Consider the following 26,556-nt stretch of genomic DNA (forward strand, 5'->3'; position numbering starts at 1 on the left):
GACACTGGGATCCAGAAATTTTGTTGATTATATAATCTGGAAAACCTTATTTAAGTCACACTGGATCACAGTGTCACACACACAACTGTATGAGTGTTGTGGTTTGAGAGCAATTTCCACTGGGAACCCAGTGCTCATCAGACCAGCTTCTCATATAAAAATGCTGTGTTTTAACATAAGAATAGCTACTTTTTTGCTAATTAACTTAATGTCTAATCAAATTTCCTGGATCCCAGACTGGGATGACAAGAAGAGAAGGGATGCTGGAATGAGAGGTCTATTATGAAACTTTCTTTATACGCCATATTATCAATCTCGTTGCTATTAATTCTCATGCACGTTGCTGCAACTTTTAAGGATTGGAGTGGCTACAGAGAATATATCGTAAAAGAGTTAGAGAAGACGTATGATGCTAAAGTACATGTTGGAGGAAAAATTGAAGTTTCGCTCATTACTCCAAAACTTACTATTTACAATGTATATGTACAATATAACAAAAACAAGGAACAAAAATTATCAGATTTAATTAGTGCAAAAAAAATTGAAATAAGGCCATCGTTGTTTTCATTTTCATTGCAACCAAAGTCAATCTCATTTTTGGGCATGAAAAGCAACAAAGAAAATTTACTTAATATTATAAATACGAAAGCCAATGATAATATAGTTGATATATTAATAAAGGACAGCCAAATAAGTTTTAACGCCGATACTATTAACATCAAGGAAGTTGCTATAAAAAAAAATAAGCAGTTTTTTGGTGAAGTACAGATTGGTGACAACAATTACGATTTTTCTGGAAAGGTTAATGTCACAAAAAATAATGTACACATTAGTGTTGATTCAAATTTTGCAAATTTTCTATTTAAAGGTAATAGAAATCAACAGGGTAATTTAACACTGACAATCAATAACAGTTCCGGTTCTGTAAGCAATTTAGCAAAAATCATTAATCTTAGCTTCCTTTCTTATGTGATTCCCAGCGAAAATATTGAGATATCATCCAATATCAATCTCAATGAAAGCGAGTTTACGGCAACTGATTTAAAAATCGAGTCCAAAAGCATGCAAGGCACTGGTATAATACAAAATGATAGAAAAAGTGATCATACTAATATCAATATTAGTTTTAGTAAAGTCGACCTAAAAAACGGCTCACACAAAACAACAGATATGAAGGGTCTTTTAGAATCTTTTAGAGAGGTTGTGCCAAAGAACCTAAGCTTGGATTTTAATATGGAAGCTTCAAATATTCAATATCAAAACAGGATATTGGACAAATTTCATGCTACGCTAAAATTTGCTAATGGCGAAATAAACGTTGATACTCTTCTTCAATTTCCTGGAACCAATAATATATCTTGCTTATCAGGAAGAGTTTCAAACAATGGCAACTTGTCTGAATTTAATGGTGATATATTGATAAAGGGTGAGTCGTTCATTTCACATATTTTACCTTCTATCAAGATGCAAGAAAGAGAGAAAAGTCAATTTACAGCAAGTTCTAAACTATATTTAGCACCTAGAATATTATCTCTTTCAGATATCAGATTGCTAAATAACAAAGAATCTTGGCAAGGATCAATTAAGGTAAATCACACAAAAAAACACAATATGATCGATAGTAAATTTAGCATACATAACATTAATATAGATAAATATGATTATTCATTATTCAGCAAAGTGCAATGGCTGAAAAATCTTAAATATGATATAAATATAAGAACTAGTGTTAAAGATTCTATATTCAATGGTACAAAAATTGAAGATTTGGATTTTTCATTAAAAATACAAGAGAACAAGCTAGTTGCAGATAAAATAAAGTTATTCGGAGAAAATTTCGACATTACCGGTAGTGTAAAAATATTAGTGGATCAAAAATACACTAAGCCTTTATTAGACGTAAACCTTACAGGTAATAAATTTAATGGAAATATCTTTAAATTACCAAAACTATTAGAGGTAAAAAGAAACTCAAGAAATGAAATAAATCAAATTCAATGGTCAACAAAGCAGCTTAATTTTTTAGATGAGAAAGGAGATTTTGATGCAAACGTGCAAATAAAAACTACAGAATTTAAAATTGGGCAAAACGTCTTAAAAGATTTTAACTTGGATACAGTGATAAGAAACAACACTATCACTATCAAACAGATAAGTTACATACTAGAACATGGACAAATGTTTTTTCAGGGTTATCTAAAAGCAGGCTCAATTCACACAAAATTTTCTATTGCAAATTTGGACACCAAGGAAGTTATAGGAGTTAATAACATAAATGGCAAGATAAGCTTAAGTGGTGAAATCAAAACTCAAGGGACAAGCTTTGATGATTGGGCTAGTAACTTATCAGGAAATGTAAACTTTCAAGCACAGAAAATAGAGTTTACAAATGTGGATTTTAATTCATTCATCACTAAGTTGTTAAGCAGTAAGAATAAACCTGAAATTTCCAAGCTTGCTTACGTTGATATATATAATGGCAGTACGCTTTTTGAAAATATTAATGGAAAAGTAAGTATTAACAGTGGTGTATGTTCAACTAGTTCACAGTTTAGTATCGATCAAGCATCAGGTTCTATCTCTTCTAATTTAATCTTATCTAATTTCTCCTTAACTTCTATATTCAGACTCTTTTTCATACTACCAAATCATAATAGTCCTCTTTATATCGAGGCACAATTAGATGGCCCTATTTGGTGCCCTAAGATGAGTTTTGATGTAGACCAAATTTACAACACCTTAGTTAGCAAGAAAAATAGTTAACTCATTTAGATGTAGGATTTAAGGGACCATCTATCTTTAAGTTAGACCTTAGTAAAAGATGTTCTACTCTCACCAATGATAAAACTGATTGATTGTTTGTACATTCTCAATGCTTGCGTCGCTGCAGCTTGTGCTTGGACTCTCTGTCTCTCCAAGCAATAAACGTGTTATCTCCCCATAGTCTTTGCGAACAGATAAATGTAAAACAGTAACACAAGAATTACTTGACATATTAATATCTGCTCCTTTTTCAAGAAATAATTTTACCATACTTGTGTGGCCTGAACAAACAGCATAGTATAAAGGAGTATAACCGAAACGATTTTTTATATCAATAACTGCTCCTTTTTCAAGCAATAATTTCACTTGCTCTAAGCGATTTCTTTTAGCAGCGTAATGTAAAGGAGTGTCACCATTACGATCTGCTGCATTAATATTTGCTTTGCGTCTCGATGACAATTCGATATGAGGAAGAGTAAATAGAGAACTACTTACTGAGTTTCCTTGTTCTTGATACATAAAATACCCCCAGTTTATTACAGCTTAGTATAAATATCTACACTATATAAATATCAATTCAATTTATCACCACCGGGTAACGGTTGCAAGCCAAAAGCTTCTCTTTTTTCATTGAACGTCATGAAGCTTGCGTTTTCTACGTATTTCCACATCTTTTGCCTTTTTTCCATTAGAATTTCTATCGCATCTTTATCATATGACAAACATAAATCTTTGCCAAACTTGGGCACTAGCCAAGAATTTAAGTGACAAATAATATTTTCTAGCGTTGGTAAAATCGTCTGTTCCCAAAGGGAAAGGCGTGCTTCAACCAAATTGCTATAAGTGTTATCACCTGGTATGACAAGCAACTGCGGTGGAACGCCAAAAGCTAGCGCAATATCACGAGCTGAGCTGTGTTTAGACTCAATAAAATCCATATCTCTCGGTGATAAGCTCATTTCCTTCCACTCTAAACCTCCTTCAAGTAATATTGGTCTTCCAGCGTTAACAGGACCTGAATAATGATCATTTATCTGTGCTTTTAAGCGTTGATATTGCTCTTGACTTAAGTTTCCACCACTTCCATCCTTTTCTGATTTTACAACTATTGCACCACTTGGTCTTGCTCCATTTTGCAGCATTTCCTGATTCCAAGCACCAGCCTGATTATGCTGATCTATACTATATGCAGCTGCCTCAATTGGTGAAAGTCCATACCAATCATTCAAAGGGTTAAAGGTTTTAAGATGCAGTACTGTTGAACGCCCAGTTAATTTATCAACTCTAAAGTCATAACTGTTGTTATTTACGGTATAACGATAGGCATAAGGAACATTACTTCTCCCCGGAACAATTTCAACTCTATCAGGGCGCAGAAGATAAAGCTCTGTTGGTTTGTTCTGTGCCTCAATCATCAATACATAAGAATTGCCGTTAACTAATCGATAAGTTACAATCCCTTCAATAAATTCCGATTTTGATGTCATTGGATTAGGAGAATAAAGTAACTTCAGTAATGGATGTGTTTTGAGTTGTGATTTTCCCTGATCAGTGAGCTGGCAGAGAGTAAAAGGTACCGAAGATGAAGCACTTGCGATCATATTAATTGCTCGAAAGGCAATAACATTTTTTACGTAACCTTCCTCAGCAAAACTTGCATAATCGCGCCTACTCCAACTTGGTTCCATCATTAGTTGCAAAGCAGAGTATTCACTGCTTTTCTTTCTTTGAAAAATGTTAAAATTCATATGTGCCTCCTGAAAAATTAAATTTGCGGTAGAGTTAATGGGGGGGTTAATTTCATTAAGAAGATGTTATCTCATACTGGGATAACATCATAGGAAAAAAGAAATACAATTAAAGGATATTTATGCCTCCAAAGGAGGCATAAGCTGTTATCAAAGCTGAAGCTCTCCTTGAAATCCCTCAACTTTTGGATCGTTAATTTTGCTATTGTAGCTACTCATTGCATAAACATTAAGACAAATGTTTGTCACTATTCCAACAAGCATACACATTCCTGTAATCATTGCAGCTACAGTAAAAGCTGTGCCTAAGGTTCCACTTGTAAATATAGATGCTATTAACGTTGGAACAAATAGACAGAATGAAGGTTTGATTACGTAACGATAAATCTTTTCAATTCTATCGAAATTTTTCCATGGTCCAGCAAGATCTTTCAATGGAACAGTAAGATTTCTTGCCATTTTAACCTGGGTTTCTAAGTTTTGCTTAAAGTAATCACTAAAACTAATACTTGGAGAATCATTATCAAGAATTGAAAGAGAAAAACCTACCTTCTTCATCTTCTGGCCTTTAAATTCTCCTTTCATGTACTTAAAATTCCTAACATTCAATATGGATCCATCAATATACCTAAGGTTAAATTGCATGTTAGGATTCAATACATGATTTAAAGTGCTTGCCTTCCTATCTATTAAAGCTTCAAATTTTTCTTTATTCTGATCATAATAGTCAATAAAATCCTCTAACTCTTTTGATAGCTTTTCTAGATCTATTTTTATGCCAAAGCTTCTCAGTTGGAGCAGAAAATTAAAAAAGTTTTGTAAATAATCCTTGGTATTACTAAAGCTGAAATAAAATGATCTACCATGATCAATTTTTGCCCAGAGTTTTTCTTTTACTTTTTCACCCTTTGCATCTTCATACTCTTTTTCTATTATACCAAAATTTTCTGGCTGTATAATATCAGCTTCTCCAAGCAATATTTGAGCAGCTAATATTTTCTCAAAGCCTTTTGCATCTTCGTAATTTTTGCCTTTTTTCTTAAGATCCATTAATGTCGTAAATTTATCCAAAAACTTTGATCTCAAGTGAAGCTGATCTTGATTTTCTCTTGCTCAATGTGCTTCTTTAAATTGATCACTACTATTGGCAAATCAGCATTTATCACCAATTCAACAATTGGAGCTCTGTCATATAAAAACAGCTTATATAAATCACCAGCAACATATTCCATGATAAAATCAGCAATATTAAGGTCATCATAACATATATCGCTTTCTACTTGCTGCTATAATAAATCAAGATTATTATTTATCACAAAATTTGGCAAATAAGGATTTTGCAATTTTGTAGCTTTTCTTGATCCTTTGTAAAAAGATTCTTTGAATTGTGCTAACTTAGACTGTTTTTCCTCTTTTGTCAGAGTATGGTTTAGAACAGACTTAATCATGAAAGGTGCCTTATCACCTTCATTGTCGCTATACTCGTGCTCTGCTTGAAATCCTGAACTGCAGCCTGCTTCTTTCTCTCCTACTTTCTTGAACTCGCTTATAGGCTGAATTGTTCTATCATGAAAATGTTTTTCCAGGATCTTTATATTTTTCTCTTTATTTGTTTTAGATTCTTTTTTTGCTGCTTCTAAATCTTTTTCAATCGAGTCTTTTACAAATTGATCCCATTTTTCTTGATTAAACTGACCTAATTCATTTTGATTTTCTTGTGTTGTACCTAGCATAAAATTTTCCTATAAAATTAACTAAAGTATTTTAATTTAATGAGAATATTAAGCATTTATTAATACTCTAACATATCCAGTGACATATGTCAAATTCTCTATCATTAGGTAGTAGCTTCTCTTTTTTCGTTACAAACCCCTAGATGGAAAGCTTTAAAAGCTCACCAAAAGCCTAAGCTTGCTTGAAAATCAGGTTACTTATTGAGTAGTATGGAAGTTAATAAAAGAAATTGCATATGACAGAATGGCTAATCTCTAACCAATTTATTGATTATAACCATGCTATAAAATTCATGGAAGCAAAAATTCAACAAATTTACAATAATTTGTCTGATGAGCTAGTATGGCTGCTCCAGCATCCTCCACTTTATACTGCAGGAATCGGTGCAACAGATGATGACATTATTGAAAGATTATTTCCCATATACAAAACAGGCAGGGGTGGTAAATATACATATCACGGACCAGGGCAGCGCATTATATATTTAATGATAAATCTTAAAAAAAGAAACAAATGTGACATAAAACTATATATCAGAGACCTAAGTAATTGGATCATAAATGTCTTAAAGCACTTTAATATATTCGGAGAATTCAAAGAAGATAGAATAGGCATTTGGGTGAACAACAACGGAGTAGAAGAAAAAATAGCAGCTTTTGGCATTCGCTTGAGAAAATGGGTAACTTATCACGGCATAGCGCTTAATGTCTCTCCGAATCTTTCCCACTATAAGGGTATTATTCCTTGTGGACTGAAATACTACGGCGTTACATCAATGGAAAAACTAGGAGTAAAAGTTTCTCTTTGCGAATTAGATGATATATTAAAGCAAGAGTTTCATAAGATATTTTAATGTATTCCTTTATTCTTTATTTGCTATGCCTTTTACTCACTAATCCTGCATACACAATCAATCAAGTTGATATTATCACTCCTTCTTCAAAGGGAAAAGAATCAGATTTGCCAACTATAAAAAAATATATAGAGGCTTTGGGTTTTAATCCCCATATTTCGGAGAAAATATACAGTAACGACAATCCATTTTATTCCAACTCTGATGAATTCAGAGCGAATGATTTGGTTAATGCGCTCACTGATGATAGCAAAATAATTTGGTGTATCAGAGGAGGAGAAGGGGCTTCTCGGCTAATTCCTTACCTAGAAAAGCTGCCCCATGATAAAAAAGAAAGAATTGCTCAAAACAAAAAAATTCTTATAGGCTATAGTGATATCACTGCTTTACATATTTATCTGCAAGTTAAATATGACTGGCAAACTCTTCACGGCACCATGTTGGAAATGATAGTAAATAACTCCGTTGCTGAAAGCTCTGTTGAAAAATTAAAAGAATTAATTCTTAACCAACGCAACTATATCAGATTTGACAACTTAAAGATGATAAATAATGGAGTTAGACTAAAAAATGGCAGATTAGAGTCTAAAATCATCGGTGGTAATATGACTTTGGTTGAAAATAGCATAGGAACTGCTTGGCAAATAAACGCAAAAAACAAAATTCTATTTTTAGAAGACATAAAAGTTTATCCATATTCAATTGAGCGCAGTCTAGATCACCTAAAACAAGCTCATATTTTTGATGGAGTAGATGCAGTAATATTCGGTGACTTTATTAACTGTTATAATGATAATCTTGTCGAAATTGTAAAAGAAAGGTTTGCAAAAAGTGTTAACTTTCCTGTATTTACAATGAACGGGGTAGGACATGGACATACAAATGACCCTTTACATTTCAACACTCACGCTACCATTAGCGTTCAAAACGAGAAGGAGTTTATGGATGTGCAACAGTTATACAAGTAGCTTTATCTAACACTCCTTTCATTCCAGCACCTTCGTTGTCATCCGAGTAGCTTGACACTGGAATCCAACTAAGTTGGTAAACACGAAAGCGCTTTTTTTTTGACGGAATTGCACAAAAAAACTTGATGCCAGTGTCAGCTACTTGCATGACATCATCTTTTTTATCAGATGCATATGAAATCAGTGCTTTCTTGTCATCCCAGTACTCCTTATTCTTGTCATTCGAGTAACCCCTTCAGTGTCATCCAAGTAGCTGACACTGGCATCCAGAACAGGTAATAAGAAGCACTGAAATGACATCTCTATAGAACTCCTAACCAATCAAAAATATTAAGAAATTTACCAAGCAAGAAAAAGGCAAAAGAATCCCCAAGTAGTGAGTTTTAACCCTATAATAATGTAAATTGGCATTGTAATAATGTGCTAACGCTTATTTAAAGCGCGTTTTGGCTGAATGTAGAAAAAATAAAAAAGACATGCAGCCGCTATAATTTTATGTAATCTGCCAATATATACCTGAGTTTTTTACTGAATTTTGTTGTTGAATCTGCAGAGATTAAAAACAAGGATAAATACTCTCATTGTCATGATAAGGAGACTAATGAGGCTTGTCAAGTTGTCTCTGTTGCATATCCTTATGAGTAAATTAATGTTATCCTTAATTATTGCTAATCTAAAGTTTTTTATGTTCATACACTTGCGTGTTCATAGCGTTTATTCTCTGCTTGAGAGTTCGGTTAAAATTGAGGAGCTGATTGGTCTTTGTTTGCAGAACAAAATGCCGGCAGTTGCAGTTACTGACTCAGGTAACTTATTTGGCTCACTTGAATTTGCAGAATATGCAGCAAGTAGTGGAATACAGCTAATAATAGGATGCAATATTATCGTTCGACACTTAGAACAAAATTTATCAATACTCCTACTTGCAAAAAATGAACAAGGGTACACTAATTTAGTCACCTTGGTGAGTGAGTCTTTTAAAAAGCGCAAGAATAACAGCGATATTCCTTACGTTGATTTTGATGAGCTATTAAATTTAAGTTCAGGCCTAATCGCCTTAAATGGTGGATATGACGGCATATTGGCTCAAATGTTATTGAAGCAAGATAAAGAAACGATAAAAAGACTGCTCTCAGCATTCGATGGTCATTTATATATTGAATTGCAGCGTCATGGGCTGAATAAAGAGCTAGAGCTTGAAGAAGCTTTAATAGATTTTGCTTATCAGCGCAATATACCACTAGTTGCAACGAATGATGTGTTTTTTCCAAATAAGTCTGACTATGAGGCTTATGACATATTAACGTGCATATCGGAGGGCAGTTATGCCCTGGAGAATAACAGAAAGAAGTTAACTACCGAGCATTACTTCAAATCTGTGGCAGAAATGGAGGAGCTGTTCAGCGATGTTCCCGAAGCAATCCATAACACTTTAGTGATAGCTAAGCGGTGCTCTTACATGCCAAGAAGCAGGCATCCTATCTTGACTAAATTTCCTTGTCGAGAGAATAAAACTGAGAATGAAGAACTGAGGGAGCAGGCAGTTGCAGGATTAGAATTACGCATTGCGAATGAGACAGATACAGACCTTAAACAATACTACGATCGGCTGAATTACGAACTAAGCGTAATAACTTCGATGAACTACTCTGGCTACTTTTTGATAGTTTCTGATTTCATTCGTTGGAGCAAAGCAAATGGCATTCCAGTTGGGCCAGGAAGAGGTTCAGGAGCTGGATCAATTGTTGCTTGGAGCTTACAGATTACAGATCTTGATCCAATAAAATTTGGTCTGATCTTTGAAAGATTTTTGAATCCTGATCGTGTATCAATGCCTGACTTTGATATCGATTTCTGCCAAGAGAAAAGGGACCTGGTTATTGATTATGTTCAGAAAAAGTACGGTTATGTTGCTCAAATAATCACTTTTGGAAAATTGCAAGCAAGGGCAGTATTGCGTGATGTTGGTAGAGTATTGCAAATGCCTTACTCTCAAGTGGATAAAATATCTAAAATGGTTCCATTTAATCCAGTAAATCCTGTAACTTTATCGCAAGCGATAGAGTTTGATCAAAATCTGCAGAAAGAACGGGATAGTGATGAAGTAATTGCCAAACTTCTTGATATATCTCTAAAGCTTGAAGGAATATACCGTCACGTTTCAACTCATGCTGCTGGAATCGTGATATGCGATCAAAAATTAGAAAATTTTGTTCCCGTCTATTATGATCCAAATTCGGCTCTGCCAATCACTCAATACAGCATGAAATATGTAGAGAAAGCTGGGTTAATAAAATTTGATTTTCTTGGACTTGGTACGCTAACACTAATAGATCATGTATGTCGTTTAATTAATCGTGATGAAAAAAAATTTGATATTTCCTCGGTTTCTTTGATTGATCAAAGAACCTATGAAATGCTCTCAAGAGGTGATTCAATCGGAGTGTTTCAGCTTGAAAGTTCGGGAATGAGAGAAGCTTTAATCAAACTAAAGCCAGACTGCATTGAAGATATCATCGCTTTAATTTCTCTTTATCGCCCAGGGCCTATGGATAACATTCCAACTTATGTTGCAAGAAAGCATGGACTTGAAAAGCCAGATTACATTCATCCATTGCTTGAGAAGGTGTTAAAAGAAACATTCGGAGTAATAATCTACCAAGAACAGGTAATGGAAATAGCGCGTATTCTCTCTGGATATAGCTTAGCAGAGGCGGATTTACTCAGACGTGCCATGGGTAAGAAAATTAAGGAAGAGATGGATAAACAACGTGAACTTTTTGTTCAAGGAGCAACAAAAAACGGTGTTGATTACGACAGGGCAAGTTATATTTTTGATCTTGTTGCAAAATTTGCTGGTTATGGATTTAATAAATCCCACGCTGCAGCATATGCTATTATATCTTACCAAACAGCTTACCTTAAGGCTAACTACCCGCTAGAATTTTTTACGGCCTTGATGAATCTCAACATTGATGATAGAGACAAACTGAATTTGTTTTATCATGCTGCAAAATTCAGTGGATTTGCTGTTCTTTCGCCTGATATCAGCAAATCTAAGGCTGAATTTTCAATAGAGGGTGAGCACATACGCTACGGAATTGCTGCTTTGCGTAATGTTGGTTTTTCTATAGCAGAAGGAATAGTAAATGCACGCTCAAGTTCTTATAAGGACATATGGGAATTCATTCAAAATTTGGGACATATAATAAATAAAAGGGCATTAGAAAGTTTAATTAAATCTGGAACATTCGATAGTGTGCACAAAAATAGAAAGCAGTTATACGAGTCAATAGACACATTGATTTACTTTGCAAATAAAAATAGGCAGTCAAATCAAGCTATTTTATTTGGCAATCTTGATTTCCTCAAGCCAAAACTTGAGAACGTGGAAGATTTTAATGAAGAGGAAAAATTAGAGCATGAGTTATTTTCATTGGGATTTTACTTAACTAATCACCCGCTTAAAAAATTTAAAACTCTTTTGAAAAAATTAAATATTGGGTTTATCGGAGAGAGTAAGACGATAAAAACTGCTGGTGTAATATTAAATGTGCGTATGAGAACCTCAGAACGTGGAAGATTTGTTATCATAACACTTTCTGATCCCCACAATGTTTCTGAAATAGCATTCTACAATAATGAAATAATAGAAGAAAAAAGGAATCTATTTTCACCTGGAGCATTTGTGATAATTGATCTTGAAATTTCAGAAAACACAACGAGAATATCAGGAAAGGACATATCTGAATTTACAGAAAAGGTTACTTCTCTAATGAAAGGATTAGTTTTAACTGCTGTATGTGCAGACTCGCAAAAAGTTGCTGAGGAGTTGAATTCAGTGTTGAAAAATGGAGGCAAAACCAAAATAATGCTAAAGTTTCTTCTCGAAAAACATAAAGTCAGCATCTTGTTGCCAGGTGCATATTCAATCACCCCCCAAGCTATTTATGAAATATCTCACTTAAGTTGGATTGAAGGCGTAGAAATTAATACAAATAACTTGCTTATATAAAAAAGTTTTATATAATGAAGTGTTTAATTGATATTAAAGGAAGATATAGTGAATCTCTATGAATTTACTTTTATAGCACAACCGAACTTATTGCAGCAAGAAGTAGAAGAAATGGTCCAAGAATTGGCTATTTTGTTGAAAAATATTAAAGCAGATGTTATTTCTCAGGAGGTTAAAGGTCTCATAGAAAGAGAACATAGCACAGTTACAAAACAAGAGCTAGAGGCAAGTACTGAAAGCATTAAAAAAAGTCTGATTGTTTACTCTGATTTTTTGGAAACTCTGACAAAAATTTTATGGGTTGAATTGGAAGAAGATTTTTCAAATTTAAAAGAAATAAAGTCAAGAATCGATAAAGAATTGAAAAATGAACTAAGTGATACGGGAATAAAACAAAATTTTATGGACCTTTCAGGAGCTAACACTAAAAGTGCATTTATCTATAATTTAGTAAATGCTTTTAAGGAAAATATTTCACAACATCTAATAAAATCCCTTCAAGAGGTTTTAAAAAGTTTTAAAATAGTAGACTCAAATCAATTGAGTAAAACGCTGGAAGTGCTTTTGAAAAATATTGAAGCTTCAGGATTGATAAAATATGAATATTGGGGTCTATTGGATTTTGCATACCCAATAAATAAGATGAAAAGTGGTCATTACTGTATGATGTGTATAAGTTTTACTTCAAGCATTATGGATGAATTTGAGCGTAGAGTAAAACTGAATGAGAATATTATTCGCCACTTGTCTGTACGGGTTAATGAGTTTTTTAAAGGTAAATCTTACATGATGGATAAACAAATTGAGGAGAAAAGTGCATAATGATGAAAAGACGAAATAGTTTTAATAATTCTTACGTGTCTGTAAATAACAGAACTGGCTTTAGGCGTCCTAAGGTCTGTCCTCTTGCTGCATCTAAAGATGAGGACATAGACTATAAGAATATAGATTTATTGTCCAAATTCACCTCTGACTATGGTAGAATATTACCTAGAAGGTTAACAGGTGTGTGCGCAAGAAAACAAAGAAAGTTGCGCTTAGCAATTATAAGAGCACGCTTTTTAGCTCTTGCTCCTTACTGTACTAAAAAAATTAGGTAATTTATGTTAATAATCTTAAAGGAAAATATAACAACTTTAGGTAAGATTGGTGAAGTTGTCAAAGTTAAACCAGGTTATGCACGTAATTTTCTTTTTCCACAAAAAAAGGCGATGAAAGCTACTAAGGAAAATTTAATAAAGCTAGAGGAACAGCTTTTGTTATTGGAAGAAGAAAACATCAAGAAATTAAATTCAGCAAAAGTGCTTGCATCATCATTGCATGATAAGTTTATTATATTAATAAAGCAGGCTTCAGAGGATGGAAAGATTTTTGGTTCTGTAACAATACGTGAAGTTGCAAAAACTTTATTACAAGAAGGATATGAGATAAGTCATCATAGTTTATCTTTTGGTGGAATAAGTATCAAAAATTTGGGCGATTATCAAGTGAATATAGAATTACATAGTAAAGTGATAGTGCCAATTACTATATACGTTGTCAGATCTGAGAAAGATGCACATGAATTGAGGCAAGTAAAGTTGCAAAATCAGAAATCTGAGCAACAAGAAGATACAAATAACGAATAGCAGTGAATAAAATATTTCAACTACTCCTGTCATTCCAGTGCACTTTTTTTCTGTCGTCCCAGTGTTACACACTGGGATCTAGCATGTTCAAAGATAAGACAGGGATCATCTAATGATCCCACGCTATAGCCACAAAGAAATCTCTTCCATTTGGGAAGAAAAAAATAAGTTCAACATATGGCTCAAAATAGAAAAATTAGCATGTGAAGCTCAAGCAAAATTAAAAGTTATTTCAAATGATGTTGCTGAAAAGCTCTCTGGTGCTATTGAATTTGATATTGAGCGTATTAACGAAATTGAATCCATTGTAAAACATGATGTTATAGCTTTTTTGACATATATTGCTGAAAAAGCGGGAGTTGATGTTCGTTATCTCCATTACGGAATGACAAGTTCTGATGTTTTAGATACATGCCTTGCAGTGCAGTTGAAAGAGTCATGTGATATTTTACTCAAGAATCTAAAAAATTTACTTATAGTATTGAAAAAAAAAGCTGAGGACTATAAAGATATTGTTTGTGTTGGGCGCAGTCATGGAATGCATGCAGAACCAATAACTCTTGGGTTAAAATTTGCTAGATTTTATGCTGAATTTAAACGCAATTATCAGAGATTAATTAGCGCGCAAAAAGAGATCTCAATTTGTAAAATATCAGGTGCAGTAGGTAATTTTGCAAATATTAATCCATTTGTTGAAGAGTATGTAGCGAAAGAAATGGGACTCATAACTGAAACCATATCGTCTCAAGTCATCCCTCGTGATAGACATGCCATGTTCTTTTCAATTTTGGGAGTAATTGCAAGCTCAATAGAAAATATTGCAATTGAGATTCGTCATTTGCAAAGAACTGAAGTCGGCGAAATCTCTGAATATTTTTCCACTGGGCAGAAGGGAAGTTCTGCTATGCCGCATAAGTGTAATCCTATTTTAAGTGAGAATTTGACTGGGCTCTCACGCTTAATACGCAGCTATGTTTTTCCTGCATTAGAAAATGTTGCACTATGGCACGAACGAGATATATCGCACTCGTCTGTGGAAAGGTGCATTGCTCCTGATGCTTGTATAGCAATGGATTTTGCTTTAGTACGATTAACAGATTTGATAGATAAATTGGTGATCAATAAGGAAAATATTGAAAAGAACTTAAATTCTTCAAAAGGCTTGGTTTTTTCACAACGTGTATTGCTTGAGTTGGTAAGTAGTGGTTTAACTAGGGAAGAGGCATATAAAATTGTTCAGAATAATGCAATGAAAGTAAAGCAAGATAACAGTGATTTTCTGTTCGAATTGAAACAAGATAAATCCTTGCATGGAATTATTGACTCTGAAAAACTTGAGTCTTTGTTTGATTTGAAGTATTATATGAAACATATAGATTACATATATAGCAAGGTTTTTAATTAGGCTGAGTAGCTCAGTGGTAGAGCAGGAGGATCATAATCTCTTGGTCGGGGGTTCAAATCCCTCCTCAGCCACTCAAGCTAAACTATGGTTTGGCAAGAGCAGCTCATTTGACAAAATAACGTGATTCATTGTCCAATTAACTGAAGTTTTTTTTCAGTTGTTCATATAGTATATGGAATAATGTATGTGAAGTGATAAAGATACAACATTTGTTGTATCTATTCAGGGGAATGGCTAATGGTATCCGTTCAAGAAAGTGGTAAGGTAGATGAGAAAAGACAACTAAATGAATTTCATCCGAGTAGCTAACACTGGCATCTATATAAAGACAATCTAATGCACTCATTTAAAGTGAAGTTTTCTGGATCCCAGTCTCTAGGCACTCGGATGACAAGAAAAGAGTTGACTTGAATGACACTGAATAGGCACTGGGACAGAGGCTACTTGAATAATATTTCACCATGTCATTCCAGCACTTGATGCTGGAATCCAGAAGTTTTTTGAGCACAAAAGTCATGCTAAGTTTTTGTTGTTAAAAAAGGCTGGATAGCTACTTGAATGACACCATTTGTTACTGTGTTTTTGTCTATCTTATTTTGCTACCCTACTGAACGAATACACAAAATCTAACTTTTTTCTATACAACCAGCTAGGTCAAGAAAGGTGAATCTATCTCTTGTTGCAAATGTAAGATTGACTACCTTGCAATATTGCTCTTTGTTCCAATTAAGATGCTCCGGTAAGTACGGAATTGATAGATCTTCAAATACTTTCTGCAGGTGTTTTGCAGATAGTAAATTTTGCTTAATTAAACTAGAAATATTACTCCATTCTTTGCAAATAATCTCTTGAATTTTTTGCTGCATAATTTGCTTCTGCTTTAGAATTTTTATAAATTCGGTATTACCAAAGCACTGAGTTATATGTTTTACATCTAAAGTGATCGGTTTGGTAATCGGGTTTTGTATTGACAATATCTCCTCTTGCAAGTTAGCCATAGTAATCGTCGTAACAGCAATTTTTTCGCCATGTAACGAGGAGGAATAATCTTTTGTTACCGTCTCCATTGCATGAGCTATCATATGTTCTCCTTGGCTTGCAGAGCAGCTGCCTTTTGACATCACCATTCCAAGTCCTGAAATCAATAAGGCTTCCATAAGTAATAAAACTACTCTTTTATCTTTTTTAGCAAGTGCCAAGTGTTCTCTGAGCAAAATTTTCTCCAGATTGCGAACAAGTTTAAAGGGGAGTTCATTATATTCTGTGCCAAGTAATAGATTAGATAATAGCCAATCGGCTTGTACTGTTGAACGGCAGATGAAATCTGCAAATCCACTTAATGTGAGGCGTAGTGGTGCGTTGGCAATTATATCGGTATCAATGTATATTGCCTTTGGAAGATGTGCTCCGAACGATTTTTTATATCCATCAACTAATATTGAAGCGTTTGCAGAGCTATACCCATTCATGGAAGCAGCTGTTGGAAAGGATATGTAGTCTTTGCCTTCTAAATAGCTTGCGTACTTACAGATATCATTAACAGTGCCACTGCCAAATGCAACCATTAAGTCACTATCTTTTGCTTTATTTCTAACTAGGTTTACAGCTTGGAGAGAAGCAGCTCTGTTCAGTCTATTTGGTGTCATCCAAGTAGCGTGACACTGCGATCCATCATAGTCACGCACTGGAATGACAGGTGTGGATGGAATAATTAAATGAGAAACTTTATTAAGTATGTTTTTGTTTAAAAGTTTTGCTGTATTTTCATCTGCAATCAGAAAAATGTCATTTCCGTATTGTCTACATATTTCATAGATATTATCAGCAAGTACTGTTACTTCCCTTATAAGAACTTGTTCTGTGTGCTGTAATATTTGTTTTAAATATCGCATAGAATGTTTACAATACGGTAATGTTAGTATTTCAAGATTGATATGAAGATTGACCCTGTAGAACTAACTAAGAAATTAATTTCTTTTAAAAGTATAACACCAAAAGACGATGGGGCAATAGAGCATATAGGAGCCATTCTCAAGAAAAGTGGTTTTGAATGTGAGATTTTAGAGTTTGGTGATAAAGTTAAAAATCTTTATGCGAAATATATAAATGGAGTACCAAACTTGTGTTTTGCTGGACATGTTGATGTTGTACCACCAGGTGAGTTAAAAGATTGGATATCTGATCCATTTAAGCCAGAAGTTAGAGATGGAATGCTATACGGAAGAGGAGCAGCTGATATGAAAAGTGGAATAGCTGCATTTATTGCTGCAATGGTAGATTTCGTTGCAGAGAAGTTTCGATTCAGTGGTTCAATCAGTGCATTGATTACCAGCGCTGAAGAAAGCACGGAAGAACATGGAACAAAGGCCGTTTTGGAATGGATGAAAAGTAAGCAAAAAAAGATAGATTTTTGTATAGTTGGAGAACCAACGAGTAGTGAGAAATTAGGTGATACCATAAAAATAGGAAGAAGAGGTTCTGCAACATTTAAATTGATTTGCCATGGTAAACAAGGGCACGTTGCCTACCCAGATCTAGCGGATAACCCAATATATAAAATGATATCGATATTAAGTAAGATGAAAGATACCACTTTTGATACTGGTAATAAATATTTTCAGCCTTCACATTGCGAAATTACTACTATCGACGTTGGAAATAATACTAATAATCTAATACCTAGTTCAATAGCAGCAGGTTTTAATGTTCGATATAACAATACACAAACACCGGACGTTTTATATAAGATGATTGATGCAATATGCGCCAATGTGACTAACGATTATAAACTTTCTATGCAGAGCAGCAGTGACGTTTTTCTCTCTACTCCTGATAGAAATACTGATATTATGCTTGATGCGATAAATAAAATTACTGGTATTGATGCTGTGCTGAGTACAAATGGTGGCACATCTGATGCTGCGTTTATTAAGGATATTTGTCCAGTAATTGAATTTGGTATGATCAACAAAACCGCACATCAGGTAAATGAATGCGTATCAATAGACGATATACATAAATTAACAGCTATATATAAGGAGTTTATAAAAAATTATTTTTACCCAACTAATAAAATATTAAACCAAATCAATGTAATTGGTAATACGCCTGATGGTCCATTATTAGCTTGAGGTGCAGTTGCATAGAGAAGAAAACTTACTAGACACATTTTACCAACCCCTTATTATAATATTAAGGGTATTTTTGACTCAAAACTTGTCTTTGATCTGTGCAAGCTCAATAACAAAAACTCAGTAAAAAGCTTATTAGCGAAAATTATATGGTATCTGTTCAGCAGAGTGGCAAAATAAGATAGACAAAAAAGTATAAGAGAGAAATCGTTGTCATGCAAGTAGACATAGGTTCCTTTATAATGCCAGTGCTCAGACACTGGTTTTTGATCGAACTTGTTTGTGATCAATTTTCCAGTGTCGCGCATTGATCATTTTTTTCTATAGTTGTCTTTTCTCGTCTACCTTATTTTGCTACCCGGCTCTACCTATCCAGATAATTCTGAGAATTTCTTAAACATTTATAACTCATACAAAACCCGGTCTGACTGTCATACAGGCTACTCGCTTCAGCAAGACAACGTTCAGCACTACTTCAAATTCTAATTTTCAACTTAAAGAGGTACATAATGTCAAATAACTTCAATTTTAAAGAATTTTTTCACCATTACGAAACAAATAGCACTTTAGATGATATACAAAGGTACTGCATACTGTGGCAATCAGTGATATCACAGGCAATGATTGATGCAGCAAGTAACTGTAAAAAAACAGAAAGCTTGGTAGAGAAACGTAAAGCAATTTCCTGGCTGTCAGACTTTAGTCAAGATTTTGTTGAAACATGTATACTGGCTGACTGCGATCCATTATACGTAAAAAACAAAATACAGCCAATTCTAAAAAGATAAAGCCCTTTTAATGAGGTTTACCCCTCCCACCAAGAAAAATATCATTTAATCTTTTTTCTATAGCTTCATCTATATCTTGGATTAATAGCTGCTTTATCATATTCACTTTCCGTTCTGCCTCTTGAAGATTCTTGTTACCGTAACTGTTCTTATTACTATAACCATAACTACCGCCATTTGGTTTATTACTCATTTTTCTTCTTGTGCTGAGTATCTGAACTATCTTCTCCTTGAAAAAAGACTTCCAGCCTGTGCCAGAAAATAATTTGTAGAGAAAATGCGGAGTAAGAAACGCTACTAATATTCTAATAGAAACTCCATAACCCAAATCATCTCTATTTTCATAATACCATTTTAAATATTGATACAAATGGTAAAATGCATTTTTGAAAGAGCTAAACTCTACAGCATACCAAAAGCCACTGGTGAGAAACATTAGCATAATGCTCGATGTATAAAGATACAAAGTGAAAAGAAATAGCTTGACAACTATATCTTTCAAACTGCCCAGTATGTAATTAAATAACCTTAATTTATAAAAAAGTGATATCATTTCACGCACACTTCAATAAAGCTGGGGTGGAAGGATTCGAACCTTCGCGTGGCGGTATCAAAAACCGCTGCCTTACCACTTGGCTACACCCCAATATTGTTTATATCAATAACATTATTAACCCAATTAGTAAAAGATTTATTCGCTTTTCCTATGGGTATTATCACAACGGCTGGTTGATCATAAGAATGCATTGACTCGATTTTTTCTACAATCTTATCAGCCTGATCATTCCTACTTTTCATAATTGCCACTACTTCACAATTACTATTAATTTTACCTTCCCATAGATACAGAGAATTTACCTCAGGAAATATATTTACACACACAATTAACTTCTCATTTAACAATTCTTCAGAAATAGTCTTAGCCTCTTTCAAGCTTGAAAAAGTTACATAGACTAAAACTAAACTGCTCATTAACCGCTACATAAATGCATTTTTACTATACTCTACTTAGATTTATTCATCAAGAAAAAATAGGAGAGACCTCTTCAGTGCTTCTGTACAGAAATTGAAGATGTCATCTGAGTAGCTGACACACAGATGTACGAAAATTATCCGTAAGGAGATGTCATCCCAGTGTTTCCTTCTGCTGTCATTCAAGTAGCTGACACTGGAATTCATCCTTTCTTACCAACAAAAACTTAGCATAACTTTCGTACTCAAAAAATTTCTGGATCCCAGTGTCAAGCACTTGGATGACATCTTCTTGAATCACAATGTTCGTACAGATGTGTACTTGACAATGGAATTTGGTGAGTATAAAAGTAGCGAAGAAAGCAGTTCTTTGCGTTAGAAAGAGTTCCAACTAGTTTGTTGTGAGGAGGCATTATGAATAGCGACCAGGCAAAAGCCATAGATTCAGGAATGAGATTTTATTGGGAAAAAATATTTACATATATTAAGCAAGGTGAAGAGGAAAGTGCAAAAAAACTTATAGAGGATCATATAAAGAAAAATGAATGTGAGTCTAAAGAAGTTTATGGTTGTTTGCTAACTATAGCTGCTGAAAAAGGTGAAGTTAAAATTGCTGAATTTTTCAAAAATCAAGGAGCAGATCTCGATTATGTAAGTTATGATGGAAGAACACCACTCTTGCTTGCTAGAGAAAATGGAAAAAATCAAATGGTTGAAACTCTTGAAAAATGGGGTGCACGTGGAAACACTGATCAGTATTGTGGTAAATCTTTTTCTAATTTAATAAGGCCAGATTGTCGTGAAGAAATAGAAGATTTTTATTACGGTACACTCTCTAGGTGCTTTGAGAAAGGTTTAAGCAAAGAAAATTTAGCAAAAACAGTAGAGGATTTTGTGCAAAACAAGGGGTACTATATTAAGGAAACATACGTAGAATTTCTCCTGTGTTCTGTTGCTAAACGTGATATCAAAATTGCTGAGTTTTGCAAAGAAAGTGGAGCAGATCTGAATTATAAAGGCTATTCTGGAAAAACACCATTGGAGGTAGCTGAAGATCATGAAATGGCTAAAATTCTTAGAGAATGTGGAGCACATCAAGACAATAAGTTTTTGAGTAAGTCACCTTTTTCCAGGTTAAAAGATCCTAAGCAAGAAAAACAGAGAGGATGTACGGAGCAAATTTCATGCAACTTGATGTAAGTAAAGCATTTTAAGATTGCTGTTTCACTAGTTAGAGTAAAAATTGATCTATGCTTCTGATTTATACGTATCCTCTTCTATAGTTGATGAACCTTTGGTGAATTTTATCTTGTGATTGCCTTTTCGTGTAATCAGAGCAATCAAGAAGAAGGAGCTCTTTCTGATTGTACAATCGGAATTAGGCTGGCTTCATTAATTTACTGCTGGGTTTATTTACGAAGTATGTAACACTGCCAACAATGCAAGTTCCCATTACAAATGTAGCAGCTGCAAGAATAATAGCTGTAGCTAATTCAATATTTACAGCAATACACCCAATAGTTACTGCCACTGCAGCTATACCACCACAAACAACACTAACCTTTATTATTTGATTGTACAAATATTTATTTTCTGCTTTTTTAAGTAAGTCTATAATATTTTTATCTTTAGCATAGGCTCTCGAAATTTTACCTTCCTTGTTTTTCAATAAAGGATTCGTTCCATTTTCTATAAACAATTTTACTATGTCATAATGATCATTAGCGGCAGCAAGATCTAAAGGAGTCAAGTTGGCCTTAGGAGTATTTAAATTTCCAATTCTCTCATATAATAAGGGGTCTGCTCCATTTTCTATCAAAATATTTACTATGTTACAATGGACATTTAGGGCAGAAAAATGTAAAGAGGTAAAGGAATAATCCCTGAAAACAGGTCCCTTATCACTTGGTATCTTGCCGCAAATATCTTCATTGCTCTGTGCTAAAAAACTTATTGCCCTAGAAGGATATGTCTTACTTAGTACCCTATCGTTAACATTTGCATTGTTCTGTATTAAAAGATTTACTATATTTTCATTACCATTAGCAGCAGCACAATGTAAGAAAGTCCATCCATCTGTTGCTCTTACATTCACATCTGCACCTCTATCTATTAAAGATCTTACTAGACTCTCGTTGCCATTCTTAATAGCAGAATATAAAAGAGAGTATCCACTTATCGTATTAATAGTACGTGGACTAAAGTTAGCTTCATCAACCTTCCCATAACGTTTAAACTCTTTTACTGCATTAATACTTGCCCCATTTTCTATTAAAAGATTTACTATATTTATGTGCCCATCATCAATAGCAAGATGTGACAGTGTAGTATCTTCAATAATATTGTCATCATGATAAATGCAAATTTTATGATCTATATTGAAATTACTTCTTTCCCATTCTTGGTAAAAATCAAGGCATCTTTTTTGTGACTCCTCCTTTATCTCTTGAATGATATTATCTTCGTTACAATCTTTTTGTGATACTACATCCAATACTTCTTTTAGTTTACTTAAGTCCATAATTGCCTCATAACCTTATATCTATTATAGAATAATGCTATTTTTTGTAAAAAGGGCAAGATTTTTTACACTTCTAAAAATTCTTCCTTAGAGCATTTATTTTTGCAATATATCTTCTGTAAGCAATGCATTTAATACGATAATAGCTTGCATATAGTAATGACACCCATTTCTTCTTCCTTTCTTGTCATCACAATCTCCATAATGTCCCCAGTGCTTGACACTGGGATCCAACCTTTCTTACCAACAAAAACTTAGCATAGCTTTCGTGCTCAAAAAATTTCTGGATGCCAATGTCAGAAACATTGATTACTTTATATACTCATAATTTTACTACTCTGCTGAACGGATACAATTGAATATAGTATAGTCTTCTGTTCTGACGAGAATAGTTTTATTCCATCCATCAAAAAATGCTAAATTGAGGTATGTATCACCCTTATAGGGCTTGTGAATTTCAGTTATAATAAATTCTGAGATTAGGTTATGCTCTAAAAAAAGGTGTGCTATTTGTGCCCCACCAATCACAAAGACTTGAGAACTACTTTGAATTGACAGAAATTCTTGCATGGAAGAGACAACAGTACATTTTGGACCTCTATTAAAACACTTGTTACGGGAGAAAACAATAGGTGTACGATTCTTTAGTATGCTTTGAGGCACGGTTTCAAATGTCTTTCTTCCCATCACAATAACTTGTTTGTCGGTCACTTGACAAAAATGTTTAAACTCACTTGGATAACGCCAGGGCAAATCATTATTTATTCCAATTACCCCATTAGGGTCAACAGCCATAATTCCAATAATCTTCATCCTTTTAAGACAGCTTGGGCTACAAAAAATCTCATGTGGTCGCGTACATTATGCACTCTAAGGAAATCAACCTTATTTTGCAGTATAGCAGATGTAGCAATTGTTTCTAAATCTCTATTAGAGGGAGATTCTATGGAAAAAGAGGAAATAAATGACTTTCTGGAATGGCCAACTAAAACCTTGCAGCCAAAATTTTGTAAAGTTTCTATACTGCGTAAAATCTGAATATTCTGATACATAGATTTGCCAAAACCAATACCAGGGTCAATAATTATTGAATTTTCATCAAAACCCAGGCCTAGTAGTTTGTTAATGCTATTCTCTGCCCAATTATTTATGATATCAATTGGGTCAGTGTCATGTGGAATAATATTGTCCTTATCTGGTGGTATCGAAAGTGAATGCATAATAACGACACTACACCCACTGCTAGCAACTTCTTTTAAGGTATTACTACTCAGATCTCCCTTCTGATCATTTACCAAGGCAATATTGTAGTGCTTCAAAACGTTTAAAATAACGTCTGGCCAAAAACTATCAATGCTGACTTCAATATCACCATTTTTCATATAGTCGCTAAGATTATCAAGTACTGGTTTTAGACGTTCATACTCTTCCTCTGGCGTCTTTATTGAAGCTCCAGGCCTTGTTGATTGAGCTCCAAGATCAACTATGCTTGCACCATCTGATACCAGCTGCAATGCCTGCTTGGTTGCTCGATTCGCATCATAATAAAGACCACCATCTGAAAATGAATCAGGGGTAATATTGAGGATACCCATAAGCTTTGGTGAAAGCGTAAAACTCTTTGAAAAACAGTCTTGAACATTGAAAGCAAAGGTTTTGTTAACCATTGCCATCAAGTGGAGCAAAAATGGTCTATTTACTAATTCTGGGTGAGGAATTTTAAGGTCATGTATATCAAGCGTTAGATCATCCCATAACAAAATATCTAAATCAATAACACGAGGTGCCCATTTTTCGTAGACTTGTGGACGACCAATATCACATTCGATTTGTTTTAAGCCTTTTAGTAGCTCCTCAGGAGAAGAAGAACAACTTCCATAGACAATCATGTTGAGAAATGGCTTGTTCCAATCAGGTGGAGCACCATTTGGTAAAATAGCCTTAGTTTTTAGAATGATCGAAGACTTTAAGTCTTTTAAATAGCGCTTCTTTAGTAACTCAGTAGCTCTTTGTAAATGGGAAAGGCGATTCCCTATATTTGATCCAATAGAAATATAGATCATTCTTGCAATTCATTACAGTAAGTAAAAAAAACGACCCCATGCACACCAGGAACTGGTGGTGCGATTTTGTGAGTAGTCACCCTGACAGAAGAAATAATATGCTTCTTTCGCAGCAAAAGGTTATTAATGGCTCTGTATATCTTATGAGTTAAATGCTCGATTAAATTAAATTGCTTGCCCTGAACAAGAGATTGAATATTTTGCACTACTTCCAAATAGCAGATAGTATCTTTAAGTTGATCAGTTGTAATCCCTGAAGGAGGAGATTTAAAAGTGAAATCAACTTCAATACTCACCAATTGGGGAGAAGACTTCTCTTCTGCACTACATCCCAAATGAACCCAAAGCCGTAAATCAGATATAAGAAGATTACATGCTACCACTGAATTTAGTATCTACTTATAATTAATGACAAACATCAACATTCATCATGCCATCAAGAAAACCCCATAAGAGTTTTGCTCCTTTTTCAGCGCCTTGCATAACTTTCTCTCGTTCTTCTTCGTTTAAATCTGCAATAAGGTTTGCACATTCTTCAGAATGCCACTCATCAGCTTCCATATGAACGGTAAAAAATTTGAGAGAACGCTCATCATTTATTGAATAGTGTTTTTTCAGACATTCAATTTTAGACTTAGAAACCTCTGGAGTTTGACGTTCATAAGCGTACAGAGCTCCAAGACCTGCTGCAAAATCTGATTTTACAATGTCAAAATAACCATCAACTAATTCTCGTGTCTCCTTAATTTGTGCATTTTCACAAAGTTCTGAACGTGCTACTCCCAGTCCTTCAGCAAAACGCTGCCATAATTCTGGGTGATTCTCGTCGACTTGTTCTTCCTCTATTAAATTACCAAGTAAAACTTGCCGCATTTTCAAATTCGGACACAAGGAATGTATACCGCTGATATAACGAGGAAAAGCAGCAACATGGTGATAATATTCCTTAGGGTAGGTTTGCAGAGCCTGCAGGCTTAATCTACCTTCATTCCATGACTCGTAAAACGGGTGTTTTAATAAGTGTAAACTATCTAATTGATTATTAAGTGATTGAACAAATGTCATAAATAAACAGTAAATTGTTTTAGGCTACGTTTAGGTTTATCAAATTTCAAGAGGCATTTCTCACTACTACTTTAATTCCAATAAATATAAAGATAGATACGCTATAAGTTAATTTTTTAGTAAAGTTGATTTTTTCTAAAATTTTATGTATTATTAAATTAATATAGTGAAAAACGCAAAATGAAAGTAACAGAAGAAAATACAATAAAAATTAGGGAAGAGTTCGTAGAAGTTCAAAATGGAATGCGAATTCAAAAGATAGTGATGTCAAACTCGAAGAGCAGTGCAGATAGCAGAAAGAAAAAGCATATAATTTACTTTCCAGGGCTTACATATACTTTTGAAAAAGAGCCAGATGAAGACAAAAGTGAATGGAATTGGGCAGCTGAAGCAGGTATGGATGTTCACCTTATTAATTTTCCTGGTTCTGGAAAAAGCAAAGGTCATTCTTTAAACGGTCGAAATCGAGTAAATGCAGGAATTGCAGTCATTTCAGATCTTCTAAAGCAAGGCATTCACCCAGACAATATAGTACTGTATGGAAGCTGTGCTGGAGGACCAATAGCTGCGGAGGTTTATAAAAAGTTTAAAAAAGATGACAATATTCATTTAAGATGCATTATCAATAAATCCTTTAGCTCATTCAAAAAACTTGTAGTTAAATTACTACACATATCAAAACCTAAATGGCTATTTCCTCCTATAATAAAATTCATACTCAAATGCTTTGGTTGGCACTTTAAGCCACATACAATAGTAAACGATATTACTCCATACACAATTTGTTTTAATCTAGAGAACGATGGCTTTATTAGTAAGCAGGCAAATATAGGTACTAAAATTTCTGATATAGAAAAAAGTCATAGGAAAAAAAACTATCAAAAAAAAAGAAACTTTTGAAG

Annotated in this window: 27 protein-coding genes and 2 tRNA genes; 14 read left to right on the forward strand and 15 right to left on the reverse strand. The window is 34.0% G+C overall.

What is annotated here, in order from left to right; genetic code table 11:
• The first annotated feature begins 70 nt into the window (after nt 1–70).
• Nucleotides 71–286, forward strand: a complete 216-nt coding sequence (locus tag AAE962_RS01455) for a hypothetical protein (protein ID WP_343289282.1) — start codon at nt 71–73, stop codon at nt 284–286.
• Entirely contained in the window at nt 283–2,763 is a 2,481-nt protein-coding gene (locus AAE962_RS01460) for an AsmA-like C-terminal region-containing protein (RefSeq protein ID WP_343289283.1), read from the forward strand. Before AAE962_RS01455 ends, AAE962_RS01460 begins: the two co-directional genes overlap by 4 nt.
• Before the next feature lie 69 nt (nt 2,764–2,832).
• Here the strand turns inward: AAE962_RS01460 and AAE962_RS01465 are convergent, their stop codons facing one another.
• From AAE962_RS01465 to AAE962_RS01485, 5 genes are all read right to left on the reverse strand, one after another.
• A complete protein-coding gene (locus AAE962_RS01465; RefSeq protein WP_343289284.1) occupies nt 2,833–3,282 on the reverse strand; it encodes an ankyrin repeat domain-containing protein in 450 nt (149 codons plus the stop codon).
• Nucleotides 3,283–3,335: 53 nt separating this feature from the next.
• The gene (locus AAE962_RS01470) at nt 3,336–4,511 is read right to left on the reverse strand and encodes a phage portal protein (RefSeq protein ID WP_343289285.1); all 1,176 of its coding nucleotides are present in this window, start codon (nt 4,509–4,511) and stop codon (nt 3,336–3,338) included.
• A gap of 150 nt (nt 4,512–4,661) precedes the next feature.
• Nucleotides 4,662–5,582 carry a hypothetical protein gene (locus AAE962_RS01475; RefSeq protein WP_343289286.1) on the reverse strand — a complete coding sequence of 307 codons (921 nt, stop codon included), beginning with the start codon at nt 5,580–5,582 and terminating at the stop codon, nt 4,662–4,664.
• 11 nt (nt 5,583–5,593) lie between these two features.
• Complete coding sequence (locus tag AAE962_RS01480) at nt 5,594–5,743, reverse strand: hypothetical protein (protein WP_343289287.1); 150 nt, start codon at nt 5,741–5,743, stop codon at nt 5,594–5,596.
• 54 nt (nt 5,744–5,797) lie between these two features.
• On the reverse strand, nt 5,798–6,244 hold the full coding sequence (locus AAE962_RS01485; RefSeq protein ID WP_343289288.1) for a hypothetical protein: 447 nt from the start codon (nt 6,242–6,244) through the stop codon (nt 5,798–5,800).
• Nucleotides 6,245–6,480: 236 nt separating this feature from the next.
• Between AAE962_RS01485 and lipB the strand changes: the two genes are divergently transcribed.
• Both lipB and AAE962_RS01495 read left to right on the forward strand, forming a co-directional pair.
• Nucleotides 6,481–7,098 carry a lipoyl(octanoyl) transferase LipB gene (lipB, locus tag AAE962_RS01490; protein ID WP_343289289.1) on the forward strand — a complete coding sequence of 206 codons (618 nt, stop codon included), beginning with the start codon at nt 6,481–6,483 and terminating at the stop codon, nt 7,096–7,098.
• Complete coding sequence (locus AAE962_RS01495; RefSeq protein ID WP_343289290.1) at nt 7,098–8,066, forward strand: LD-carboxypeptidase; 969 nt, start codon at nt 7,098–7,100, stop codon at nt 8,064–8,066. The genes lipB and AAE962_RS01495 overlap by 1 nt, the downstream gene beginning before the upstream one ends.
• Here the strand turns inward: AAE962_RS01495 and AAE962_RS01500 are convergent.
• Complete coding sequence (locus AAE962_RS01500; RefSeq protein ID WP_343289291.1) at nt 8,038–8,214, reverse strand: hypothetical protein; 177 nt, start codon at nt 8,212–8,214, stop codon at nt 8,038–8,040. The two genes, AAE962_RS01495 and AAE962_RS01500, sit on opposite strands and share 29 nt — an antisense overlap.
• 537 nt (nt 8,215–8,751) lie before the next feature.
• Between AAE962_RS01500 and dnaE the strand changes: the two genes are divergently transcribed.
• The 6 genes from dnaE to AAE962_RS01530 all read left to right on the forward strand — a co-directional run bounded on the left by dnaE (nt 8,752) and on the right by AAE962_RS01530 (nt 15,185).
• The gene (dnaE, locus tag AAE962_RS01505; RefSeq protein ID WP_343289565.1) at nt 8,752–12,081 is read left to right on the forward strand and encodes a DNA polymerase III subunit alpha; all 3,330 of its coding nucleotides are present in this window, start codon (nt 8,752–8,754) and stop codon (nt 12,079–12,081) included.
• Between the two features lie 48 nt (nt 12,082–12,129).
• Nucleotides 12,130–12,903 (forward strand): 30S ribosomal protein S6, encoded by a 774-nt coding sequence (rpsF, locus tag AAE962_RS01510; protein ID WP_343289566.1) that lies wholly within the window; start codon nt 12,130–12,132, stop codon nt 12,901–12,903.
• Complete coding sequence (gene rpsR, locus AAE962_RS01515; protein ID WP_063630712.1) at nt 12,903–13,181, forward strand: 30S ribosomal protein S18; 279 nt, start codon at nt 12,903–12,905, stop codon at nt 13,179–13,181. Before rpsF ends, rpsR begins: the two co-directional genes overlap by 1 nt.
• A gap of 3 nt (nt 13,182–13,184) precedes the next feature.
• Nucleotides 13,185–13,709, forward strand: coding sequence for a 50S ribosomal protein L9 (rplI, locus tag AAE962_RS01520; RefSeq protein ID WP_343289292.1), 525 nt, complete (start codon nt 13,185–13,187; stop codon nt 13,707–13,709).
• A 112-nt stretch (nt 13,710–13,821) separates the two neighbouring features.
• The gene (purB, locus tag AAE962_RS01525; RefSeq protein WP_343289293.1) at nt 13,822–15,114 is read left to right on the forward strand and encodes an adenylosuccinate lyase; all 1,293 of its coding nucleotides are present in this window, start codon (nt 13,822–13,824) and stop codon (nt 15,112–15,114) included.
• Nucleotides 15,114–15,185: transfer RNA gene (locus AAE962_RS01530), tRNA-Met, on the forward strand. Before purB ends, AAE962_RS01530 begins: the two co-directional genes overlap by 1 nt.
• A gap of 555 nt (nt 15,186–15,740) precedes the next feature.
• Here AAE962_RS01530 and AAE962_RS01535 read toward each other — a convergent pair.
• The gene (locus AAE962_RS01535; protein ID WP_343289294.1) at nt 15,741–17,006 is read right to left on the reverse strand and encodes an iron-containing alcohol dehydrogenase; all 1,266 of its coding nucleotides are present in this window, start codon (nt 17,004–17,006) and stop codon (nt 15,741–15,743) included.
• A gap of 42 nt (nt 17,007–17,048) precedes the next feature.
• On the opposite strand from AAE962_RS01535, the gene dapE reads away from it, so the two are divergent.
• Nucleotides 17,049–18,245, forward strand: a complete 1,197-nt coding sequence (dapE, locus tag AAE962_RS01540; protein WP_343289295.1) for a succinyl-diaminopimelate desuccinylase — start codon at nt 17,049–17,051, stop codon at nt 18,243–18,245.
• A 509-nt stretch (nt 18,246–18,754) separates the two neighbouring features.
• Nucleotides 18,755–19,033 (forward strand): hypothetical protein, encoded by a 279-nt coding sequence (locus AAE962_RS01545; protein WP_343289296.1) that lies wholly within the window; start codon nt 18,755–18,757, stop codon nt 19,031–19,033.
• Between the two features lie 7 nt (nt 19,034–19,040).
• Here the strand turns inward: AAE962_RS01545 and AAE962_RS01550 are convergent, their stop codons facing one another.
• From AAE962_RS01550 to cutA, 3 genes are all read right to left on the reverse strand, one after another.
• Nucleotides 19,041–19,469, reverse strand: coding sequence for a hypothetical protein (locus AAE962_RS01550; protein ID WP_343289297.1), 429 nt, complete (start codon nt 19,467–19,469; stop codon nt 19,041–19,043).
• A 138-nt stretch (nt 19,470–19,607) separates the two neighbouring features.
• Nucleotides 19,608–19,679: transfer RNA gene (locus AAE962_RS01555), tRNA-Gln, on the reverse strand.
• A complete protein-coding gene (gene cutA / locus AAE962_RS01560) occupies nt 19,670–20,005 on the reverse strand; it encodes a divalent-cation tolerance protein CutA (protein WP_343289298.1) in 336 nt (111 codons plus the stop codon). Before cutA ends, AAE962_RS01555 begins: the two co-directional genes overlap by 10 nt.
• 414 nt (nt 20,006–20,419) lie before the next feature.
• On the opposite strand from cutA, the gene AAE962_RS01565 reads away from it, so the two are divergent.
• Complete coding sequence (locus AAE962_RS01565) at nt 20,420–21,205, forward strand: ankyrin repeat domain-containing protein (RefSeq protein WP_343289299.1); 786 nt, start codon at nt 20,420–20,422, stop codon at nt 21,203–21,205.
• 178 nt (nt 21,206–21,383) lie between these two features.
• Here the strand turns inward: AAE962_RS01565 and AAE962_RS01570 are convergent, their stop codons facing one another.
• From AAE962_RS01570 to AAE962_RS01590, 5 genes are all read right to left on the reverse strand, one after another.
• Nucleotides 21,384–22,526 carry an ankyrin repeat domain-containing protein gene (locus AAE962_RS01570; protein ID WP_343289300.1) on the reverse strand — a complete coding sequence of 381 codons (1,143 nt, stop codon included), beginning with the start codon at nt 22,524–22,526 and terminating at the stop codon, nt 21,384–21,386.
• Nucleotides 22,527–22,859: 333 nt separating this feature from the next.
• Complete coding sequence (locus AAE962_RS01575) at nt 22,860–23,339, reverse strand: dihydrofolate reductase (protein WP_052264777.1); 480 nt, start codon at nt 23,337–23,339, stop codon at nt 22,860–22,862.
• Nucleotides 23,336–24,589 carry a dihydropteroate synthase gene (folP, locus tag AAE962_RS01580; protein ID WP_343289301.1) on the reverse strand — a complete coding sequence of 418 codons (1,254 nt, stop codon included), beginning with the start codon at nt 24,587–24,589 and terminating at the stop codon, nt 23,336–23,338. The genes AAE962_RS01575 and folP overlap by 4 nt, the downstream gene beginning before the upstream one ends.
• On the reverse strand, nt 24,586–24,972 hold the full coding sequence (locus AAE962_RS01585) for a dihydroneopterin aldolase (protein WP_343289302.1): 387 nt from the start codon (nt 24,970–24,972) through the stop codon (nt 24,586–24,588). Before AAE962_RS01585 ends, folP begins: the two co-directional genes overlap by 4 nt.
• Before the next feature lie 22 nt (nt 24,973–24,994).
• Complete coding sequence (locus AAE962_RS01590; RefSeq protein WP_343289303.1) at nt 24,995–25,654, reverse strand: CADD family putative folate metabolism protein; 660 nt, start codon at nt 25,652–25,654, stop codon at nt 24,995–24,997.
• Between the two features lie 180 nt (nt 25,655–25,834).
• Between AAE962_RS01590 and AAE962_RS01595 the strand changes: the two genes are divergently transcribed.
• The gene (locus AAE962_RS01595; RefSeq protein WP_343289304.1) at nt 25,835–26,554 is read left to right on the forward strand and encodes a hypothetical protein; all 720 of its coding nucleotides are present in this window, start codon (nt 25,835–25,837) and stop codon (nt 26,552–26,554) included.
• Nucleotides 26,555–26,556 lie beyond the last annotated feature (2 nt).

Origin of the sequence: Wolbachia endosymbiont of Encarsia formosa, assembly GCF_039540065.1 — a bacterium.
In the GTDB taxonomy this organism is placed as follows: Bacteria; Pseudomonadota; Alphaproteobacteria; order Rickettsiales; family Anaplasmataceae; genus Wolbachia.

Coding starts and splice junctions, on each gene's coding strand:
- AAE962_RS01470 (WP_343289285.1), bottom strand. CDS start 4,511: ATGAATTTTAACATTTTTCAAAGAAAGAAAAGCAGTGAATACTCTGCT.
- AAE962_RS01480 (WP_343289287.1), bottom strand. CDS start 5,743: ATGGAATATGTTGCTGGTGATTTATATAAGCTGTTTTTATATGACAGA.
- AAE962_RS01465 (WP_343289284.1), bottom strand. CDS start 3,282: ATGTATCAAGAACAAGGAAACTCAGTAAGTAGTTCTCTATTTACTCTT.
- dapE (WP_343289295.1), top strand. CDS start 17,049: ATGAAGATTGACCCTGTAGAACTAACTAAGAAATTAATTTCTTTTAAA.
- dnaE (WP_343289565.1), top strand. CDS start 8,752: ATGTTCATACACTTGCGTGTTCATAGCGTTTATTCTCTGCTTGAGAGT.
- rplI (WP_343289292.1), top strand. CDS start 13,185: ATGTTAATAATCTTAAAGGAAAATATAACAACTTTAGGTAAGATTGGT.
- AAE962_RS01495 (WP_343289290.1), top strand. CDS start 7,098: ATGTATTCCTTTATTCTTTATTTGCTATGCCTTTTACTCACTAATCCT.
- rpsR (WP_063630712.1), top strand. CDS start 12,903: ATGATGAAAAGACGAAATAGTTTTAATAATTCTTACGTGTCTGTAAAT.
- AAE962_RS01575 (WP_052264777.1), bottom strand. CDS start 23,339: ATGAAGATTATTGGAATTATGGCTGTTGACCCTAATGGGGTAATTGGA.
- purB (WP_343289293.1), top strand. CDS start 13,822: ATGATCCCACGCTATAGCCACAAAGAAATCTCTTCCATTTGGGAAGAA.
- folP (WP_343289301.1), bottom strand. CDS start 24,589: ATGATCTATATTTCTATTGGATCAAATATAGGGAATCGCCTTTCCCAT.
- AAE962_RS01570 (WP_343289300.1), bottom strand. CDS start 22,526: ATGGACTTAAGTAAACTAAAAGAAGTATTGGATGTAGTATCACAAAAA.
- AAE962_RS01535 (WP_343289294.1), bottom strand. CDS start 17,006: ATGCGATATTTAAAACAAATATTACAGCACACAGAACAAGTTCTTATA.
- AAE962_RS01590 (WP_343289303.1), bottom strand. CDS start 25,654: ATGACATTTGTTCAATCACTTAATAATCAATTAGATAGTTTACACTTA.
- AAE962_RS01550 (WP_343289297.1), bottom strand. CDS start 19,469: ATGTTTCTCACCAGTGGCTTTTGGTATGCTGTAGAGTTTAGCTCTTTC.
- AAE962_RS01500 (WP_343289291.1), bottom strand. CDS start 8,214: ATGCAAGTAGCTGACACTGGCATCAAGTTTTTTTGTGCAATTCCGTCA.
- AAE962_RS01565 (WP_343289299.1), top strand. CDS start 20,420: ATGAATAGCGACCAGGCAAAAGCCATAGATTCAGGAATGAGATTTTAT.
- AAE962_RS01460 (WP_343289283.1), top strand. CDS start 283: ATGAAACTTTCTTTATACGCCATATTATCAATCTCGTTGCTATTAATT.
- AAE962_RS01485 (WP_343289288.1), bottom strand. CDS start 6,244: ATGCTAGGTACAACACAAGAAAATCAAAATGAATTAGGTCAGTTTAAT.
- lipB (WP_343289289.1), top strand. CDS start 6,481: ATGACAGAATGGCTAATCTCTAACCAATTTATTGATTATAACCATGCT.
- AAE962_RS01545 (WP_343289296.1), top strand. CDS start 18,755: ATGTCAAATAACTTCAATTTTAAAGAATTTTTTCACCATTACGAAACA.
- AAE962_RS01595 (WP_343289304.1), top strand. CDS start 25,835: ATGAAAGTAACAGAAGAAAATACAATAAAAATTAGGGAAGAGTTCGTA.
- cutA (WP_343289298.1), bottom strand. CDS start 20,005: ATGAGCAGTTTAGTTTTAGTCTATGTAACTTTTTCAAGCTTGAAAGAG.